Below are 15,422 nucleotides of genomic sequence, written 5' to 3' on the forward strand. Positions count from 1 at the left end.
CCCGGCTATTCTCCCCCTATAATCCACAAAACTCCGCACTGAACCGACGTTTGCGAAAATAGCGGCGTATCTGGTAGTCTAGTTGGGCGCTTTCGGCGTATGGCGGGTTTCCCGAGTGGCCAAAGGGGACTGACTGTAAATCAGCTGCGCAATGCTTCAGGGGTTCGAATCCCTTACCCGCCACCATTACTTTATTCTGGGTTATTTTTACGGCACAGAAATCGCAGGCGGCACATGGCAAAGAATACTGAAGCGCCCGGTGAAAACGGCGAACTCTTCGATGAAAACAGCAGCCCGCAGGTTCCTCACGAGACCAATGACGGTGACCCGCGGATTGTCACTGTCCCCGGTTCCTCCAAGAAATATCGCACCTCACTGATCCTGGTCGTGGTCCTGATGGGACTGGCTTTGACCCTGTTGCAAGTCTCCACCGTGAACGTCGCCCTCGCGGTGCTGCCCGACTCTATCGGAGCCAGTGCACAAGAGGTGCAATGGGTCATTTCCGGGTATGCCCTGGCTATCGGGCTGTCGATGGTGCCGATGGGACGCCTTGGCGACTTGTTTGGCCGCTCGCTCCTGTTCGTCCTGGGCCTCGCGCTGTTTTCCGTGTCCTCGTTCCTGTGTGCCATCTCAACCTCCGGGTCGATGCTGGACTGGATGCGGATTCTGCAAGGTTTCGCGGCCGGTATCTATAGTCCCCAGACCGCGGGAATTATTCAGCAGTATTTTTCCGGCCAAGCCCGCGCGCTGGCTTACGCCCTGATGGGTTTAGTCGTGTCCGTTACCGTGGCTCTGGGCCCGATGCTGGCGGGTATCCTGATTGCGATTTTTGGCCGGGAAAATGGCTGGCGGCTCGCGTTTTCCCTGAACCTGCCGCTGGGTCTGATCGGGGTCATTTGTGCGCTGCTGTGGCTGCCGTTTAAACGGGAACGAATCTTTGCACGCCGCGCCCGCATTGAAGCCTTGGAAGCTGACATCGCCCGGGCCGTCAAAGCTGGCAAGAAAGTCCCGAAGCGATCCCGCGTCGACCTTGACCCGCTGGGGATGATCCTGCTGGGGGCGGCGGTTATCGGCATTATGCTGCCTTTCGTAACCACCGGATCGCTGTGGCGTTTCGTCCTGATTCCCGCGTCTCTCACCGTATTCGTCCTGTGGGTCTGGTGGGAGCGGGCGTATGAGGCCCGGGGACGTTACCCGATGGTGAGCTTGCGGCTGTTCAAAATCCCCTCCTACAGCTTTGCCAGCGCGATTGGCGCTATCCAGTTCTTGGGCGTGCCCTCCGTGTACGCCATCAACGCCATGTTCTTGCAAAACGGCTTCGGTCAAACCGCGCTCATTGCGGGCCTCAGCGGGATGCCCGGCGCAATCCTGTCCGGTGTGACTTCCATCGCAGTAGCGCGCCAGACCATCAAGCACGGCCGGGTCATCCAGGCCTGGTCGCTGGCGATAATGCTGGTGGGGGTGGTGTTGACCGCGGTTATGGCGGTGCTGTTTGCCCACGGCGGTTCTGTGTGGCTCATCAGTATTGGGCTGGCGGTACTGGGGCTCGGCTCAGGCTCGATGGGTTCGGCGAACCAAACGCAGGCGATGCTGGAAGTCCCGCCCTCCCGAGGCAGTATTGCCGGGGGCATCCAACAAACCGGCCAGCGTATCTTTACCGCCATCGGTTCCGCTGTCCTCACCGGAGTGTTCTTTGGGGCGACCGCCGGGCTGGAAGCTACCGTGCCCGGGGCGAATCTGACTTTAGCGAAAGCCTGGAGTCACGGCTATGTGCTGTCTTTCGCGGGTTCCGCCGGATTCCTGGCGATAGCCCTGGTCGTGGCCGTTGTCTTTGTTTTCTTTCCCCGTCAACCGCGCCCGGTCGCCGCGAGAAGGAGTGACGTGAACGTAGTAAATCCTCAGAATTCCGCCAACATAGGGCCAGAAATCTGGCACAACCAAAAGCACATGTTCCCGCCGATGGCTATCGGGCTATCGATGGCAGGATTTTACGTCACCGCTGCCGGTTCTCTCATCGCCACCCTGTCACGCGACCTTGGCGTGAAACCCGAGGCTTTCACCTGGCTGGGCGCCGCCTACGGCTTTGGCATGCTGGTGTCGGGGCTGCTGGCGCCGTGGGTGATGCGCAACGGCCCGGTCTGGTCGCTGCGGCTTGCCCCGCTGTTGGTCCTGCTGGGCACGGGGATGGTGGCTTGGAGTCCCTCGATTGCGGTCAGCTTGGTGGGCGTGACTTTGGCTTGCCTGGGTGGCAGCACAGTTTCGGCCGCGGTCGCCGGCACATTCGTCGGTACCGAGGGGACGAAGTACCTGTCATTGACCGTCGGGATTTCCTCCTCAGTGTCGATTGCAACGACGGTGGTTTTTGCCCTGGTAGAGCGCGTATTTCCCGGTTTTGGCCGCATGGCGCTGTGGTTTGTCTTGCTGATGGCCGTGCCGACTTTGGTGTGGGGGTGGAGACTCCCGGCTGTGCCATTCCGGCAGGTGTTGCAAAAGGGCTTGAGCGCGCCAACCGGGTCGCCGTCCGTAATGGGTGATGCCGCCAGCGACCAGCCCACCCCCGCTGCTGCGGACGTAAAACCCGGTGTGCCCAGCGCTTCTGCGGACTCCCGTAACTCCGGCGCCTCCCGAACACCCGGCGTGAAGCCCTCCAAGTGGTTGTTTACTTCCCAAATCCTGCGGCTCATCCTCACGGCCGGAGTTGAGTTCGCCATGTATGCCTGGGCGGTGACGCGCCTGCGGGAGCTGGGGGTCGAGCTGGCACCGGCCTCGGGACTGGCAACCGCGTTTGCTGTCGGCATGGCGGTGGGCCGTCTGGGCGGAGCTGTCTTTGCGCGGCGCTATGGAGCCTGGTGGGTCTTTGTGGGGCTAGGATTCTGCGGTACGGCAGCGGTCGCTTTCGTGCCCTCAGTCGGAGTGGCGGTGGTCGGTTTGTTCATCAGCGGCCTGGGGGTGAGCTGCCTGTATCCCATCAGCGCGACGGAGTTCTCCGGCTTGCCAGGGATGCAAAAGCAACATGCAGCGGCGGTCATTAGTTGTCTTTCCGGGATTGGCGCTATCGTGACGCCGCTGCTGCTGGGGTTGCTGTTGGCGGCACTAGGCCTGCACTACGGGTTCCTGGTGTTGCTGGGGTTCTACGTGCTTCTCGTGTTTTTGCCGCGGCCCTCCGCCGCGCACTTGGGAATCGCCTAAATTGGTGTAAAAGCCGGGGGAGCGTTAGAATATTTCCTTGTGCGTCTTGATGGCGTGCGCCTTTTGCTGCCCGTAAACGGGCGGCGTCTCGCGGGGAAATCACCGCGAGAAAACGATGCAGACCGAGTGAGAACCGTGTCACCACGGCCTTCACGAAGTCGAAAAAGTTTGGGTGGAGACCTGCCAGGTCGACACCCCTATGGAAAAGGACCCAAAAATATGGCTAAGAAAAAAGTCATCGGAGTTATCAAGCTCCAGATTCAGGCCGGTGGGGCAAACCCGGCACCGCCGATTGGCCCGGCATTGAGCCAACACGGCGTGAACATTATGGAATTCTGCAAGGACTACAACGCCAAGACCGAGTCGATGCGCGGCTCCGTGGTTCCTGTGGAAATCACCGTTTACGAGGATCACAGCTTCGACTACGTGCTGAAGACCTCTCCGGCCTCCGAGATGATTCGCAAGGCCGCGGGTGTTCAGAAGGGTTCGGGCACCCCGAACACCGTCAAGGTAGCGAATCTGACCTGGGATCAGGTAGAAAAGATCGCTTCGGAAAAAATGCAAGACCTCAACGCTAATGACATCGAGGCCGCGAAAAAGATTATCGCGGGCACCGCTCGGTCCATGGGCATCACGGTCGGTTAATCGTCAATAACTGTGGAGGGGCTTAGTGTTTGCCCACACCACGACTGCGTAAGGAGCAGAACATGAAACACGCCAAGAAATACAACGAGGCCGCGAAGAAGATTCTTCCCGACACTCTCTATCCCATCGACGACGCATTCAAGCTGGTCAAGGAAACTTCCAGCGTGAAGTTCGACGCGACCGTAGAGGTTGCGATGCGTCTGAACGTTGACCCCCGCAAGGCTGATCAGATGGTGCGCGGCACCGTTTCTCTGCCTCACGGCACCGGCAAAACCGCTCGGGTCCTGGTTTTTGCCGTAGGTGATAAGGCCGCTGATGCCGAGGCGGCGGGCGCTGACGAGGTCGGTGGGGACGAACTCATTGAGAAGGTTTCCAAAGGCTACACCGACTTTGATGTGGCGGTAGCGACTCCTGACTTGATGGGCAAGGTCGGTCGCTTGGGTAAGGTGCTCGGCCCGCGCGGCCTGATGCCGAACCCCAAGACCGGTACCGTCACCATGGACGTGGCGAAAGCGGTCAAGGACATCAAGGGCGGGCGTATCGAGTTCCGCGTTGACAAGCACGCTAACCTGCAGTTCATCGTCGGGAAGTGCTCGTTCGAGGCCGCCCAGCTGGCCGAGAACTTCCGGGCTGTGCTGGAGGAAGTTGAGCGTCTGCGTCCCTCGACCATCAAGGGCCGTTACATTAAGAAGGCTTCCATCTCAACGACGATGGGTCCTTCGATTCCGCTGTCCTTAGCGACTAAGGAATAAGCACTTTCTTCATGGTGGGGTCAGGGGCAACCTTGGCCCCACCAGTTTAAGGGCACTTATTTGGAACTATCCATATATGCCTGGTGTATTTGCGAATCTTCGAGCTTTTTGGTGAGTCGCCACAATGTTGTGGCTGGGAAGTAGAGCATCATCAAGCAAGGGGCAGAAATTTCGGCGGCGTAATCCCACAGCAAAAATGGGTAGCTGCTTGACCAGGAGATTCCAACGAAGAATCCCAAAAAAAAGACCCCTATTAGGATTAAAGTTATACAGCAGGACCTAAAGATGAGTGGATTTTTATTGAATGTTGTAAATATTGCCTCGAACGAAGTCAGTATGGAAATAAAGCTTAAAATCAGGAGGATGACGGTGAAAATTATAAATGGATTTTCGCGACTGGGGGACAATGTAAAATACAGTACGTAAAAGGTCAAAATTATAAACAGCGCTAGGTAATCTGCAATCCGTGTATTCATAATTGACAATCCCTTTAACATTGAAATTTTCGTATTATTGTATCCGGGTGAAAGGAATCCTATAAAAGTTAGCTACGTGAGAGTTTTCAATTAGAGGCCTCTGTAATTTGGGTTTGCCCGTTTGATGGCCTCTTGCTTCACTCTTGCACCAGCTATGTCTCGCCGCAAGAATCACTTCAATTGAAATATTGCATTTTTTCACCGGGGACAAAATTTGCCCATTTTTCTGGCAGATGCATGGTCAATCTTGACAAATTTAACTTAGCTATTCTCGTACTTTTCCTCTGCCTTTTCAGAGTCTCAGTCCTAATCGTGTGAGGAATGCATGGGCATAGCTGAGCCGAAGGGGTGGTCTTGCCGGAAGGCGCACAAGGGGCAGAACTCGCCCGCAGTGGCGGGGAAACGGTTGTGGCACGAGGGGCAGAGTTTCGTTTTCACCGCGGTCAGGGTTCGGGTGGCACCATCGTGGATTTCTGCCCAAGTGGGGTGGCCTTGTACCGACAGGGCGTGCTCGGGACACAGTTTCAGGCAGGCGCCGTCAGCTTCGCAGCGCGCTAGGTCTTGCGTGAGGGTCAGCAGATTGGCGTCCGCGGGGTCAGGTGTGAGGGACAAAGCCTGGTGTGGACACGCGGCGACACATACCCCGCAAACGCTACACGTGCTGACCTGCAAGGTCCATGACGGCGGCGGGTCCGGCGGCGGCTCGCTCACCCCCAGCAGAGCAAAAGCCTGAGCGCTGCGTTCTTGCCAGTTGGCGTTCAAGTCCAGGGCGCACGTGGTGGATAGCCCCAAAAAAGACCGCCGCGACACCCCCAGCTGCGAAACCTCGACCCACTTTCCGGCAAACCTGCCCTGGTGCGGTGTCTCCCACAGGTGCAAGCGGCCAGGAAAAACTTCCTCGCCGAGCTGTAGCAGCCGACGCAAGCCACCGTCCCTCGAACACGGCACGAAAGCAATACGCCCCACCCCTAGTGCCAGAATCTGCGCGAGCGAACCCAACGGTGCCTCGCCCCAGCAAGCATCGTAATGCAGTGCGCACGCCCGGCGGGGCACACGCGGTCGGGGGCTGTGGTCGCAGGCCAAAATCAGGGTTTCGGGAACTTCGCCCGCACTTAAAAAGCGCAGCAGTTCACGCAGAGAGTCTTTCATCGGGTGGGGTTTTCCGAAGTGTGGTCGCCGGGGTGTCCGGGTTCGCTAGGTTCGCTGTGCCGAGCGGGAGCGGTGGTGTCCCCCGCGTCACGAGCCGCCCCCGGGACACCCGGGTCGCCGAACTTTCCCGCCGCAACGCCCTTGTGACCGGGCGTAACGCCTCGGTAGGGAGCGGCGAACCCCGACACCACGTCCGCGGAGGCGAGCAACTCCCGGGTGGACAGGGTCACGCACCAAGACGCGAAAGCAGCGTAGCTCAGGGCCTCCACCCCTTGCATCCAGGCGGTTTGAGACTGCGCCTCGGCCTCGCGCAAAGTCGCGGGAACCCACCGCAGGGGGTGTTCGGCCGTGAAAGCCGCCACGATGTCGCGCACGTGGGTGTAATCCTCCGTCCGGTCCTGTTCCAGCGCCGTCATCATTTGCTGACAGCCCTGAGACAGAAAGGCGAACTCCAGCCCGAGGTGGTCGTCCGGTTCGGTGTGCAGCCGGGGAGCCTGCAAGCCCAGCCGAGAGTAGTACATCCGGACTTGAATCGTCTCGGTATCGAAAACCAGTTGCTCCTCGCCAACATGAACCGACTCGAAAGGCGAAACTCGGGCGTTGGCCGAAACCCCGTAGAGGAAATCCTGATCCATGCGAATCGTCTCATCGTCCTCGTGGCTCTCCCAAGAACGTTGCAGCAGGTTGATGCCGCGGGTGTGGGCGGCGTGGGCGTCCGTCTCGAGGTCAGCGAGTTCGGGGAGGGGGGACGGTTCGCGCCAGAAGGGCCAGTCCGAGAGTTGTGAGTAAATGTCGCGGCGGGTGTCCGTGGTCGCGTGGCCCAGGTGCAGCCGGCCCAGGACCAAAAAAGACGCCGCAAAAGCATCGAGATAGGGAGCGTCAACGCGCTGACTCATGGGTATCTTCCTTCTGTCATAAAGTGTGGCTCCCGGTTATACGCCGGGAGCCACCGAGTTGTCTCTAGGACCCCGGTTAGGGTGCGATAACCTTTTGCACTGTATTCAAGCCTACATGCCACAAGCCTTCGTAGTGAACGGCTCGGCCCATCAGTTCGCTGATGAACGCCACCAGCAACGCACCGCTCAGCAACATGGTCAGGGTGGTCGTGGGCTTCTCGTGCAACCGAATCTGGGTGAATGCAAACACACCAGCCGCGATGACAGCGATACCCAACAGAACCAGACGGCAGGTCAGGAAACCACCCGAGATAGCGTCGGCGACTTGTGCCGCCGCCCCGCCCTGCTGATGCAGACCCAACAGGTAAGCCGGGTAGGTAATCATGATGACAACGCCGCTGGCCGCCCCCACAATGGTGAGGATTTGCATGGCGGAATGCACCAGCGACTTCAGGTCGTCGCTAATCTGACCCACCGCGAGACGCGAGCGCCACCCCTTCGCTTCGGGAGCGGCTTCGGCCGCGGACAGTGCCTTTTTCCACACCAACAATAGGCTCAGCGCCACCGCGAGCGGACCGGTCAACAGAGCCGAAGCAAAGAAGAACACGGGAACCACGGGGGTGTGCCACGCCGGAATAGTCCGCAGCGTGCAGTACACGCAGCTCATCGAGATGAGCAGAGCCAGCCCGCTCAAGGCGGTGAGGACCGCCAGCACATCGCGGAGGGTCCGACTCAGCCACTTATTCCACTGGCACACGGCGAAAACGAAGCCAAAACCTCCGAACAGCACCCCGCTCAACAGTTCGCGGCTGAGCCACGAGGAACCGACGTGCATCAGGGTGAACGGGGCGTGCAACGGGTCGTTCAGGTGGAAAAATGCCGCGAAAAACCCCAGAATCAGCAGCGGTCCGACCGCGAACAGGGACGTGTCGGTCACCCGGTCTATGGCTTCACCAGGCAGTTTGCGCAGCCGTCCCAGCAGCTGGACGAGCCCCAGAGCCCAAAAAGCCCCGACTGCCATCTGGGCGATAACGGTAAACAGAATCATAGGGAGTTCTTCCATTTTCAGATCTCCTTCGGGTTGGTGATTTCGCCGGTGGGTTGATCCCACGGTTCGGCGTCCCGGTGCGCTTCAATGACCAGGTGCGGTTCTGTCAGGGACGGGTCGGGCAGGGGAGCGATACCGTTGAGGTCGCCGTGTTTCTCACGGAGTTCCTCGATGGGACCCCATTCCAGGGCGCGCGAGGGGCAGGCCGCGACACATGCCGGGTCTTTACCCTCCGAGCGGTAGTCGTAGCACAGGTCGCACTTTGACATGTGTCCGGTTTCCGGGTTGAGTTGAGGCGCGCCGTAGGGGCAAGCCCACTGGCAGTAGCGGCAGCCCACGCACTTCGATTCGTCCACGTACACGGTGCCGTCCTCGCGGCGGCTCATCGCGGTAGTGGGGCAAACCTCCATGCAGACCGGGTTTTCGCAGTGGTTGCAAGAGATGGAAACGTAGTAGGCGAACACTTTTGGTTGGAAGGTGTTGCCTTGGACTTTCCAGGTTCCTCCGGAGTATTCCGCGACTTTGCGCCAGTGCACGCCCAGCGGCAGGTCGTGTTTGTCGATACAGGCAATCTGGCAGGCTTTGCAGCCGTTGCAGCGGGTCTGGTTGAAATAGAACCCGTATTTGGCGCCAGCTTTAGTGAAGTTTTCAGCCATGATGTGTCCTCCTAAGCCTTCTCAATTTCCACGGTGATGGTGTGTACCGCGTTGCCATGTGCCAAGGGCGAGGGGTGCAGCGAGGACAGGGTATTGGTGTTTCCGCCGATGTCCACCGGGATATCCTGGTTGGCTCCTGCTGGGGGCTTCACCTCGGAGGCATCGACCGGATGATACCAGGCGCCTTGGGGCAGGGAAACGACTCCGGGAGCGATGCGGGGAGTAACTTTCGCTTCAATCCTCACGGTGCCGCGGTCGTTGTAGGCAAACACCAGGTCGCCGTTCTTAATCCCGCGAGCCTTGGCGTCAATCGGGTTGATCCAGATGGTTTGCAGGTGAGCCTCGCGCAGCCAGTCCACATTTCCATACGTTGAGTGGGTCCGACCTTTGAAGTGGTGACCTATGCATTGCAGCGGATACTTGCCGTTCTTGGTGGAGGCTTGCCCGTCCCAAGTTTCCACGTACTCGGGCAGCGGTACCAGCCGGTCGCCCTCGGCCTTTTCCCGGAAATCATCGAAAGTCCACTTGGTAGCCATCTGTTCGATGCGCTGGGAATAGATTTCAATCTTTCCGCTGGGAGTAGGCAAGGGGTTGGCTTGCGGATCCGTGCGGAAGTCTTTCATCGAGACGACCGGTCCTTCGTTGCGGCGGTAGACCCCCATCTGTTTCCATTCCTCATAAGTGGGTAGTTCGGGGTCGTCCTCACGTGCGGTGTCGATTGCCTCTTTCAGCCATCCCTCACGAGTCTTGCCTTCGGTAAAGTCGTCCTTTACGCCCAGGCGCTCGGCTAGCTCGGTGCAAATCGTGTAAACGTCCTTGCACTGGTACAGGGGTTTGATGGCTTGGGAAGACACAATTCCGTATGCCATCGGCGCCCCGTTTTCCCCGGCGTGATAGTCGCATTCCTCAGCGGCTGAAGTGCCGGGCAGGACGTAGTCGGCGTAACGGCAGGATACCGTCATCTGAATGTCGCAATCGACAATGAGTTCGCACTTGGATTCGTCCTGGAGGATTTTCACCGAAGCGGCGTTTTCCCCGGTCTGGTTGACCAGCGAGTTGCCGCCGTATTGCCACACCATCTTAATGGGGACATCGAGCTTGGTGTTGGTTGGGGTGCCGTTATCGTCGACCGGGACTTTAAAGTCACGTGCTCCCAGTTCAGGTTTTTCCATCACGCCGGAGTTGAAGGTGTTCATTTTTTCCCCGTGGTCAATGGCATCCAGCCAGGAGAACACCGAGATAATTTTCATCGACGGGTTCGGTTTCGAGGCGGTCAAAATCTTGCCTACACCAAGCCCTGGAGAGGATTCCCGAGCGCCGTTGCCGCCACCGGGGATGCCGATGTTTCCGGTCACGCACGCCAACAGGAAGATAGCGCGCGAAGCGTTTTCTCCGTTGGCATGGCGTTGGGGACCCCAACCCTGGGTGATTGCGCAGGGTTTCGCGGTGGCGATCTCACGAGCCAGCTGGCGGATGGTTTGCTCCGGTACGCCGGTGATTTCACTGGCCCACTTCGGGGTTTTCTCGATGCCGTCCTTTTTGCCCTCGATATAGGCGCGGTAAGACGCGTTCGCGGGAGCGCCGGGGGGCATGTGGGCTTCATCGAAGCCAACGCAATAGGTGTCCAGGAAGTCCTGATCGTGCAGGTTTTCCTGGAGCATGACGTGAATCATGCCCGCAATGAGAGCCGCATCCGTCCCCGGACGCAACGCCACCCACTCGTCCGCCAAGTCAACCGCAGTTTCGGAATAGCGCGGGTCGATGATGATGGTGCGCACCCCGGAAGCTTTCTTAGTTTCAATAGTGGTGAAAGTCAGCCCGCCCCCGCTCATGCGGGTTTCCAGGGGGTTGTTTCCAAACATGACCTGCAGCTTTGAGTGAGCCGCGTCATCGAGCGAATTCGATCCAAACCAAGACCCGTAAAAGTAGGGGTAGGCGGTGGTGATTTCCGTGGTGGAGTAATCGGAATAGTGATCCAGGTAGCCACCCCAGCAGTTCATCAGGCGGGCAAAAGCGGAGACATCCGGGGGCCACGACGTCGACACGACCGATCCGAGGGTGCCGGTGCCGTAGTTGATGTAAATCGCTTCGTTGCCGTATTTGGACTTGATTTCTTTCATCTTGTCGGCGATTTCGTCCAGGGCTTGTTCCCAGCTGATTTCCACCCACTGACCGTCGCCGCGTTTCGTGCCGGGTTTGCGCTTTAACGGCTTCTTTAGCCGGTCTGGATTGTAAATCCGGTGCCGAATGGAGCGACCGCGGACGCAAGCGCGCACGGATTGCGAGCCGAGTTCGTTTGTGCCGGTGTCGTCAGGCAGAACCCGCACCACCCGACCGTTCTTAACCTGCAACTGCAGTGGGCAGCGAGAACCGCAGTTCACGGTACAAGCCGACCACACCAGCTTGGTGTCCTCAGGTGCGGCGGCGTTGGCTGCCAAAGAGCCCGGCAGCGAGCCTTCCACGCTCAGCAAGGTTGCGGTTCCAGCAGCCACACCGGACCATTGTAAAAATGACCGACGGGAAATTCCCGAGGTGTTTTCGCTCTGTTGTGCCATAAGTGTTCCTTTTCGCAGTACGGATGAAGCCACTTTGCCTCGGGATTTATATTACACGCTATTGGACAGGTGTTCAATAGAATTTTGCGTAATTCTTTTTAATATTTCGGTCTGACCGTGGGTTGTGCCACAATAAATTTGTGGCAAAAAACGAGCCTTTGAGTTTCCCGACCGCCGAGGTGGTCATGGATCCGCGCTATGCCCGCGCGCGGACCAGCCTGAATGAAGCCATTTTGCGGCTGTGCGCTACCCGGATTCCCGAGGACGTGTCCGTGTCGGAACTGACAAAGGCTGCAGGCGTGTCCCGGGGTACGTTTTATGCCCACGCCTCCAGTCCCGCCGAACTGTTGGCTACGTGTTTATTGGCGGAGATCCACGAATTCTTTCCGGCTATCGGTCAGCTGCTGGGCGACAGCCGGGAAAACTACCTGCTGCGCTGGCGCCAGATTTATATCGAACTGTTGGAACACATCGCCACTCACGCCGAGGTGTACCGCCATATTTTCCTGGATATGCCTTCATCGGGGGCGCGCGGGTATTTCAGCGATTACTTTCACCAATATCTGCGTCGTTACGTCTTGGATTACGTGACCTATTCCGGGGAAGATAACGGCGATCTGTGGGTGGCGATGGCCGCCGAACAACAGGTGCAAAACACGTTTGTCATCATCCGTTCCTGGCTGCAAGACGGCATGAAAACCAGCCCGGAAGTCGCCATTAACACGTTCATGAGCCTGGCTGCCCCCTGGCAGTTCACCAAGTTCGACCCGCCCGGCGCCACCCTAAACCGCCGCCGCCACGCCATCAAGCAGCTCCTGGTGCCGACCCGTCATTTCTAACGGTATCAGTGAGTTTTCCCTAACCAGTCACAACTTTTGCATGGAATAACCCAGACCGCGTACATTTACAATCAAATCCGGGCGTGCCAATTCTGCCAGCGCTCCTTTACGCAGTCGGTAAACCGTAGATTTGATCATGTCGCGTCCCCCAGCGGTTTCCTGGGTCTGCCACACCTCGTTTAGCAAGCTGGAGATAGTCACTACGTTACCGATTCGGGTAGCCAGAGCCACCAAAAAACGAAATTCGATGTCGGTTAAATTGAGTCGTTGCCCGTCTAAAGTTGCGGTATTGGTTTGCAAATCGAGGGATAGAGGTCCGTTGGTGACTACCTGGGCACTGGAACTGCCCCCCACCCCGTGTTTCACTGCCAGTTCGGCTCGCAATGCTAGCTCCCGAGGCGAAAAAGGCTTGACGATATAGTCATCCGCCCCAGCTTCCAGACCAGCTATGCGTTCAGATTCTTCCCCAAGGGCGGAAACCAGGATAATCGGGATGGAAAAAGCGGCACGAATACGGCGCGTCAAATCCACCCCTGAAATATCAGGCAGCATCACATCCAGCACCGCCAAATCGAAATGCTTCTTGCGCAGCAACTGCCAGGCTTCCCGCCCGGTACCTGCAACTTCCCAGCTAAATCCGCGAGTTTCCAGGGAAAACGTAATGACCGAGGCGATATGAGGATCGTCATCGAGCACCAGGGCTTTCCAGGCTTCAGAGGTCATCGTCAGTTTCCTCCTTTGCATCAATGTCAGGCAAGATTACGCGCATCCTGGTGCCATGTTCGGCCACCGAGTCCACTTGAATTCTACCTTGATGCAGGGCGATGATTTTTTGGGTAATCATCATCCCTAATCCCGCTCCGGGCTGGGTGCTGCTGCCGGTGACGTAGGGGTGGAAAATCCTGGCGAGTTCAATCTCAGTCATGCCAGCCCCGTTGTCAATGATGTCGATAACGCAACCCTGAGCATTTCGATAGGGTTTCACCTTGATATGTGCATCAGTTCCAGCATGCTTGATGGCGTTATTGATGAGGTTGGTCAGCGCTTGGCGAATCAGGCGCTTGTCGGCTTCAATCCAGATTGGGAGCAATTTACGGTCGGTGCTGATGGAGGCGTTTTGTACCGAGAGTAAATCGGTGGTGATTTGACGGATCAGGCTCACCGCATCGAAGGTTTCTAATTTCAGTTCAAATAGTTCCGCGTCAATTCGCGATGCGGTTAAAAAGTCTTCCGCCATGTCGCGTAACAATTTTGCATTCGTTTCGATGCGAGATACGAGTTCTGCTTGACGCTCGTTTAATTCCCCGAAAGTCTCATCGCGCAGCAATTCGGAGTTTCCAATCAAAACGGTTAGAGGTGAGCGGATTTCGTGTGCCAGGATGGAGGGGTTGCGAGTGTAGTTCTGGTGAGCTTCTTGGAGCCATTGAAGTTCGGTTTTTCGTTTGCGGGTTTCACGGCGCCAATAGAGGGCGTAGCCGCCAGCAATTCCGCTGAGAAGTGCGCAAATACCGGCGATAACCCACGACATTTCGGTTCCTTCCTGTGGTCATGCGCGCCTGTTGCGTCCCGTGATGATGCCGGTGATGACACAAAAACGCAGAAGGGGGTAATCCTTTTTCAGTCATTCTATAGCACGGATGGTAACAACACTATCACCATCTAACACTGAGAAAGCTGGCTTTGTTGCCCGCCAGCTTTACATAATGGACTTAGCGGTTCAACGAAAGAAACGCGACCCAAAGATGGGAAATTAATCACTAAAACAGCCTGAATTCAAAGGAGAAATCATGAATTTCAAAAAAATAGCAGCAGTAGTTGCCGGTACTGCTCTGGCTATTACTCTGACCGGTTGCGGCGGTGGAGACGCCAGTCAGAACCCGGCGGCGGGTGGTGGTAAAGACGCCTCCGCAGTGGACAAAATCATCACCGAAGCCCAGGGGATGTCTTTGGAGGAACTTGCAAAGAAAGCCATCGCCGAATCCAACGGGAAGATGTTCTATGGTTTAGGTAACTCGAGCCGTGGCAAGACGGCATTCCCCCTGTTCGTGGAATACCTCCAGAGTATTGACTCCAGTTACAGTGTTAACTTTGAATGGCAGCAACCGAAGAATAACAAGATTTTTGAACAGCTTCAGGCTGACTCCCTCAAGAAAACGGGTACTTTTGCGATGACCCTGATTCAAGACGGCAACCAAATTAAAACCAAGATGACGGATACCGGCATCCTGAAAACCTTTATCCCCAAGGAATGGGCGGAAGCTAATGACACTACTGCGGAAAAGTACCAGGGCTTCTTGCCGCTGCAAACCTTGAACAAAATTTTTATGTACAACTCTACAGGTTCCAAGACCTTCACAAATGTCTGGGATTTTGTAAAGTCTGACAACCATTCGCTCTACATGGATATCGACTCTGAACTGGTGGGCAAAAACTTCCTCTACATGCTGACAAAGGAGGAAAACGCCAAGGTCCTCAAGGATGCGTTCGATAAGTTGGACGCAGCGGGTCAAGCCGAATTTGAGCCGGTCATCAAATCCCTCGAAGCTGACGCAAAGGATTTGAACCTCGGCAAGAACGGGGCTTACGCGCTGGCTTGGATCAAACTGTGGGTCGGAGGATACAACGAACAAACCGATGACGGCCCCATCTGTAACACACTGGTGAGTGCTTCCGCCACGGATAAATCCGGTTTGCTGGTGTATTCAAAACTGCGTTCCGTCGAGGAATCACCCGAAGTGTCCGTGGATAACGTGAAGGTTGCCGCCTACCAGGATGGTTTTGAAGGCTTTGGTGGTTTCGGATACCAGCACTACTTGTTCCTGACTGATAACTCACCGTTGCCGTGGACAGCCGCAGCTTTCATCGCCTACATGACCACCACCGCTGACGGCTTTAGTGCTTGGGGCAAGGACATTGGCGGATACTCGATGAACCCAAAGGTGGCAGCGGAAACGGAAGCTAACTTTAATCACTCTAAAGGTGGATACGACGAGGCTGGTAACAATGTTCATGATGCTCTCAATGATCGTGGATACGACTGGTGGGTAAAGAACGGCAAGATGGTTTTGGAAGATCCGGATTACTGCTCTGAAGTGTCCTTTACCGTGGGTTCTTGGGTTGACCTGCTGGATAAGGCCGGTTCTAAAGCCAAGTAAACATGGCAAGTTCGTGGGGTGACGTGTCAGTCACACGCCACCCCACGGCTGGCTCTCACTGT

Annotated in this window: 12 protein-coding genes, 1 tRNA gene and 1 pseudogene; 7 read left to right on the forward strand and 7 right to left on the reverse strand. The window is 57.0% G+C overall.

What is annotated here, in order from left to right:
* Nucleotides 1-101 precede the first annotated feature (101 nt).
* The 5 genes and pseudogenes from AC5LBQ_RS05595 to rplA all read left to right on the forward strand — a co-directional run bounded on the left by AC5LBQ_RS05595 (nucleotide 102) and on the right by rplA (nucleotide 4,586).
* Nucleotides 102-186 (forward strand) — tRNA-Tyr (locus tag AC5LBQ_RS05595).
* 210 nt (nucleotides 187-396) lie between these two features.
* Nucleotides 397-1,656: pseudogene (locus AC5LBQ_RS05600) on the forward strand (MFS transporter); the annotation flags it as partial.
* Nucleotides 1,657-1,947: 291 nt separating this feature from the next.
* Entirely contained in the window at nucleotides 1,948-3,189 is a 1,242-nt protein-coding gene (locus AC5LBQ_RS05605) for an MFS transporter (protein ID WP_493264884.1), read from the forward strand.
* Nucleotides 3,190-3,408: 219 nt separating this feature from the next.
* Nucleotides 3,409-3,834, forward strand: coding sequence for a 50S ribosomal protein L11 (rplK, locus tag AC5LBQ_RS05610; protein WP_282921039.1), 426 nt, complete (start codon nucleotides 3,409-3,411; stop codon nucleotides 3,832-3,834).
* A gap of 62 nt (nucleotides 3,835-3,896) precedes the next feature.
* Complete coding sequence (gene rplA / locus AC5LBQ_RS05615; RefSeq protein ID WP_493264866.1) at nucleotides 3,897-4,586, forward strand: 50S ribosomal protein L1; 690 nt, start codon at nucleotides 3,897-3,899, stop codon at nucleotides 4,584-4,586.
* Between the two features lie 782 nt (nucleotides 4,587-5,368).
* On the opposite strand, the gene AC5LBQ_RS05620 is transcribed toward rplA, so the two are convergent.
* The 5 genes from AC5LBQ_RS05620 to AC5LBQ_RS05640 form a co-directional block, all read right to left on the reverse strand.
* Nucleotides 5,369-6,211 (reverse strand): NADH-quinone oxidoreductase subunit I, encoded by an 843-nt coding sequence (locus AC5LBQ_RS05620; RefSeq protein ID WP_493264867.1) that lies wholly within the window; start codon nucleotides 6,209-6,211, stop codon nucleotides 5,369-5,371.
* Nucleotides 6,208-7,107: a TorD/DmsD family molecular chaperone gene (locus AC5LBQ_RS05625; protein ID WP_493264868.1), complete on the reverse strand. Its 900-nt coding sequence runs from the start codon at nucleotides 7,105-7,107 to the stop codon at nucleotides 6,208-6,210. The genes AC5LBQ_RS05620 and AC5LBQ_RS05625 overlap by 4 nt, the downstream gene beginning before the upstream one ends.
* A gap of 76 nt (nucleotides 7,108-7,183) precedes the next feature.
* Nucleotides 7,184-8,170 (reverse strand): dimethyl sulfoxide reductase anchor subunit family protein, encoded by a 987-nt coding sequence (locus AC5LBQ_RS05630; protein WP_493264869.1) that lies wholly within the window; start codon nucleotides 8,168-8,170, stop codon nucleotides 7,184-7,186.
* A gap of 2 nt (nucleotides 8,171-8,172) precedes the next feature.
* Nucleotides 8,173-8,811, reverse strand: coding sequence for a DMSO/selenate family reductase complex B subunit (locus AC5LBQ_RS05635; RefSeq protein WP_493264870.1), 639 nt, complete (start codon nucleotides 8,809-8,811; stop codon nucleotides 8,173-8,175).
* Between the two features lie 11 nt (nucleotides 8,812-8,822).
* Entirely contained in the window at nucleotides 8,823-11,366 is a 2,544-nt protein-coding gene (locus AC5LBQ_RS05640; RefSeq protein WP_493264871.1) for a DMSO/selenate family reductase complex A subunit, read from the reverse strand.
* A 140-nt stretch (nucleotides 11,367-11,506) separates the two neighbouring features.
* On the opposite strand from AC5LBQ_RS05640, the gene AC5LBQ_RS05645 reads away from it, so the two are divergent.
* A complete protein-coding gene (locus tag AC5LBQ_RS05645; protein ID WP_493264872.1) occupies nucleotides 11,507-12,205 on the forward strand; it encodes a TetR/AcrR family transcriptional regulator in 699 nt (232 codons plus the stop codon).
* A 27-nt stretch (nucleotides 12,206-12,232) separates the two neighbouring features.
* Here the strand turns inward: AC5LBQ_RS05645 and AC5LBQ_RS05650 are convergent, their stop codons facing one another.
* Nucleotides 12,233-12,928 (reverse strand): response regulator transcription factor, encoded by a 696-nt coding sequence (locus tag AC5LBQ_RS05650; protein WP_493264873.1) that lies wholly within the window; start codon nucleotides 12,926-12,928, stop codon nucleotides 12,233-12,235.
* The gene (locus AC5LBQ_RS05655; protein WP_493264874.1) at nucleotides 12,918-13,733 is read right to left on the reverse strand and encodes a sensor histidine kinase; all 816 of its coding nucleotides are present in this window, start codon (nucleotides 13,731-13,733) and stop codon (nucleotides 12,918-12,920) included. Before AC5LBQ_RS05655 ends, AC5LBQ_RS05650 begins: the two co-directional genes overlap by 11 nt.
* 259 nt (nucleotides 13,734-13,992) lie before the next feature.
* Here AC5LBQ_RS05655 and AC5LBQ_RS05660 point away from each other — a divergent pair, with 259 nt between their 5' ends.
* Entirely contained in the window at nucleotides 13,993-15,360 is a 1,368-nt protein-coding gene (locus tag AC5LBQ_RS05660; RefSeq protein WP_493264875.1) for a hypothetical protein, read from the forward strand.
* The last annotated feature ends 62 nt before the right edge of the window (nucleotides 15,361-15,422 follow it).

This window comes from Mobiluncus sp. (assembly GCF_985070215.1).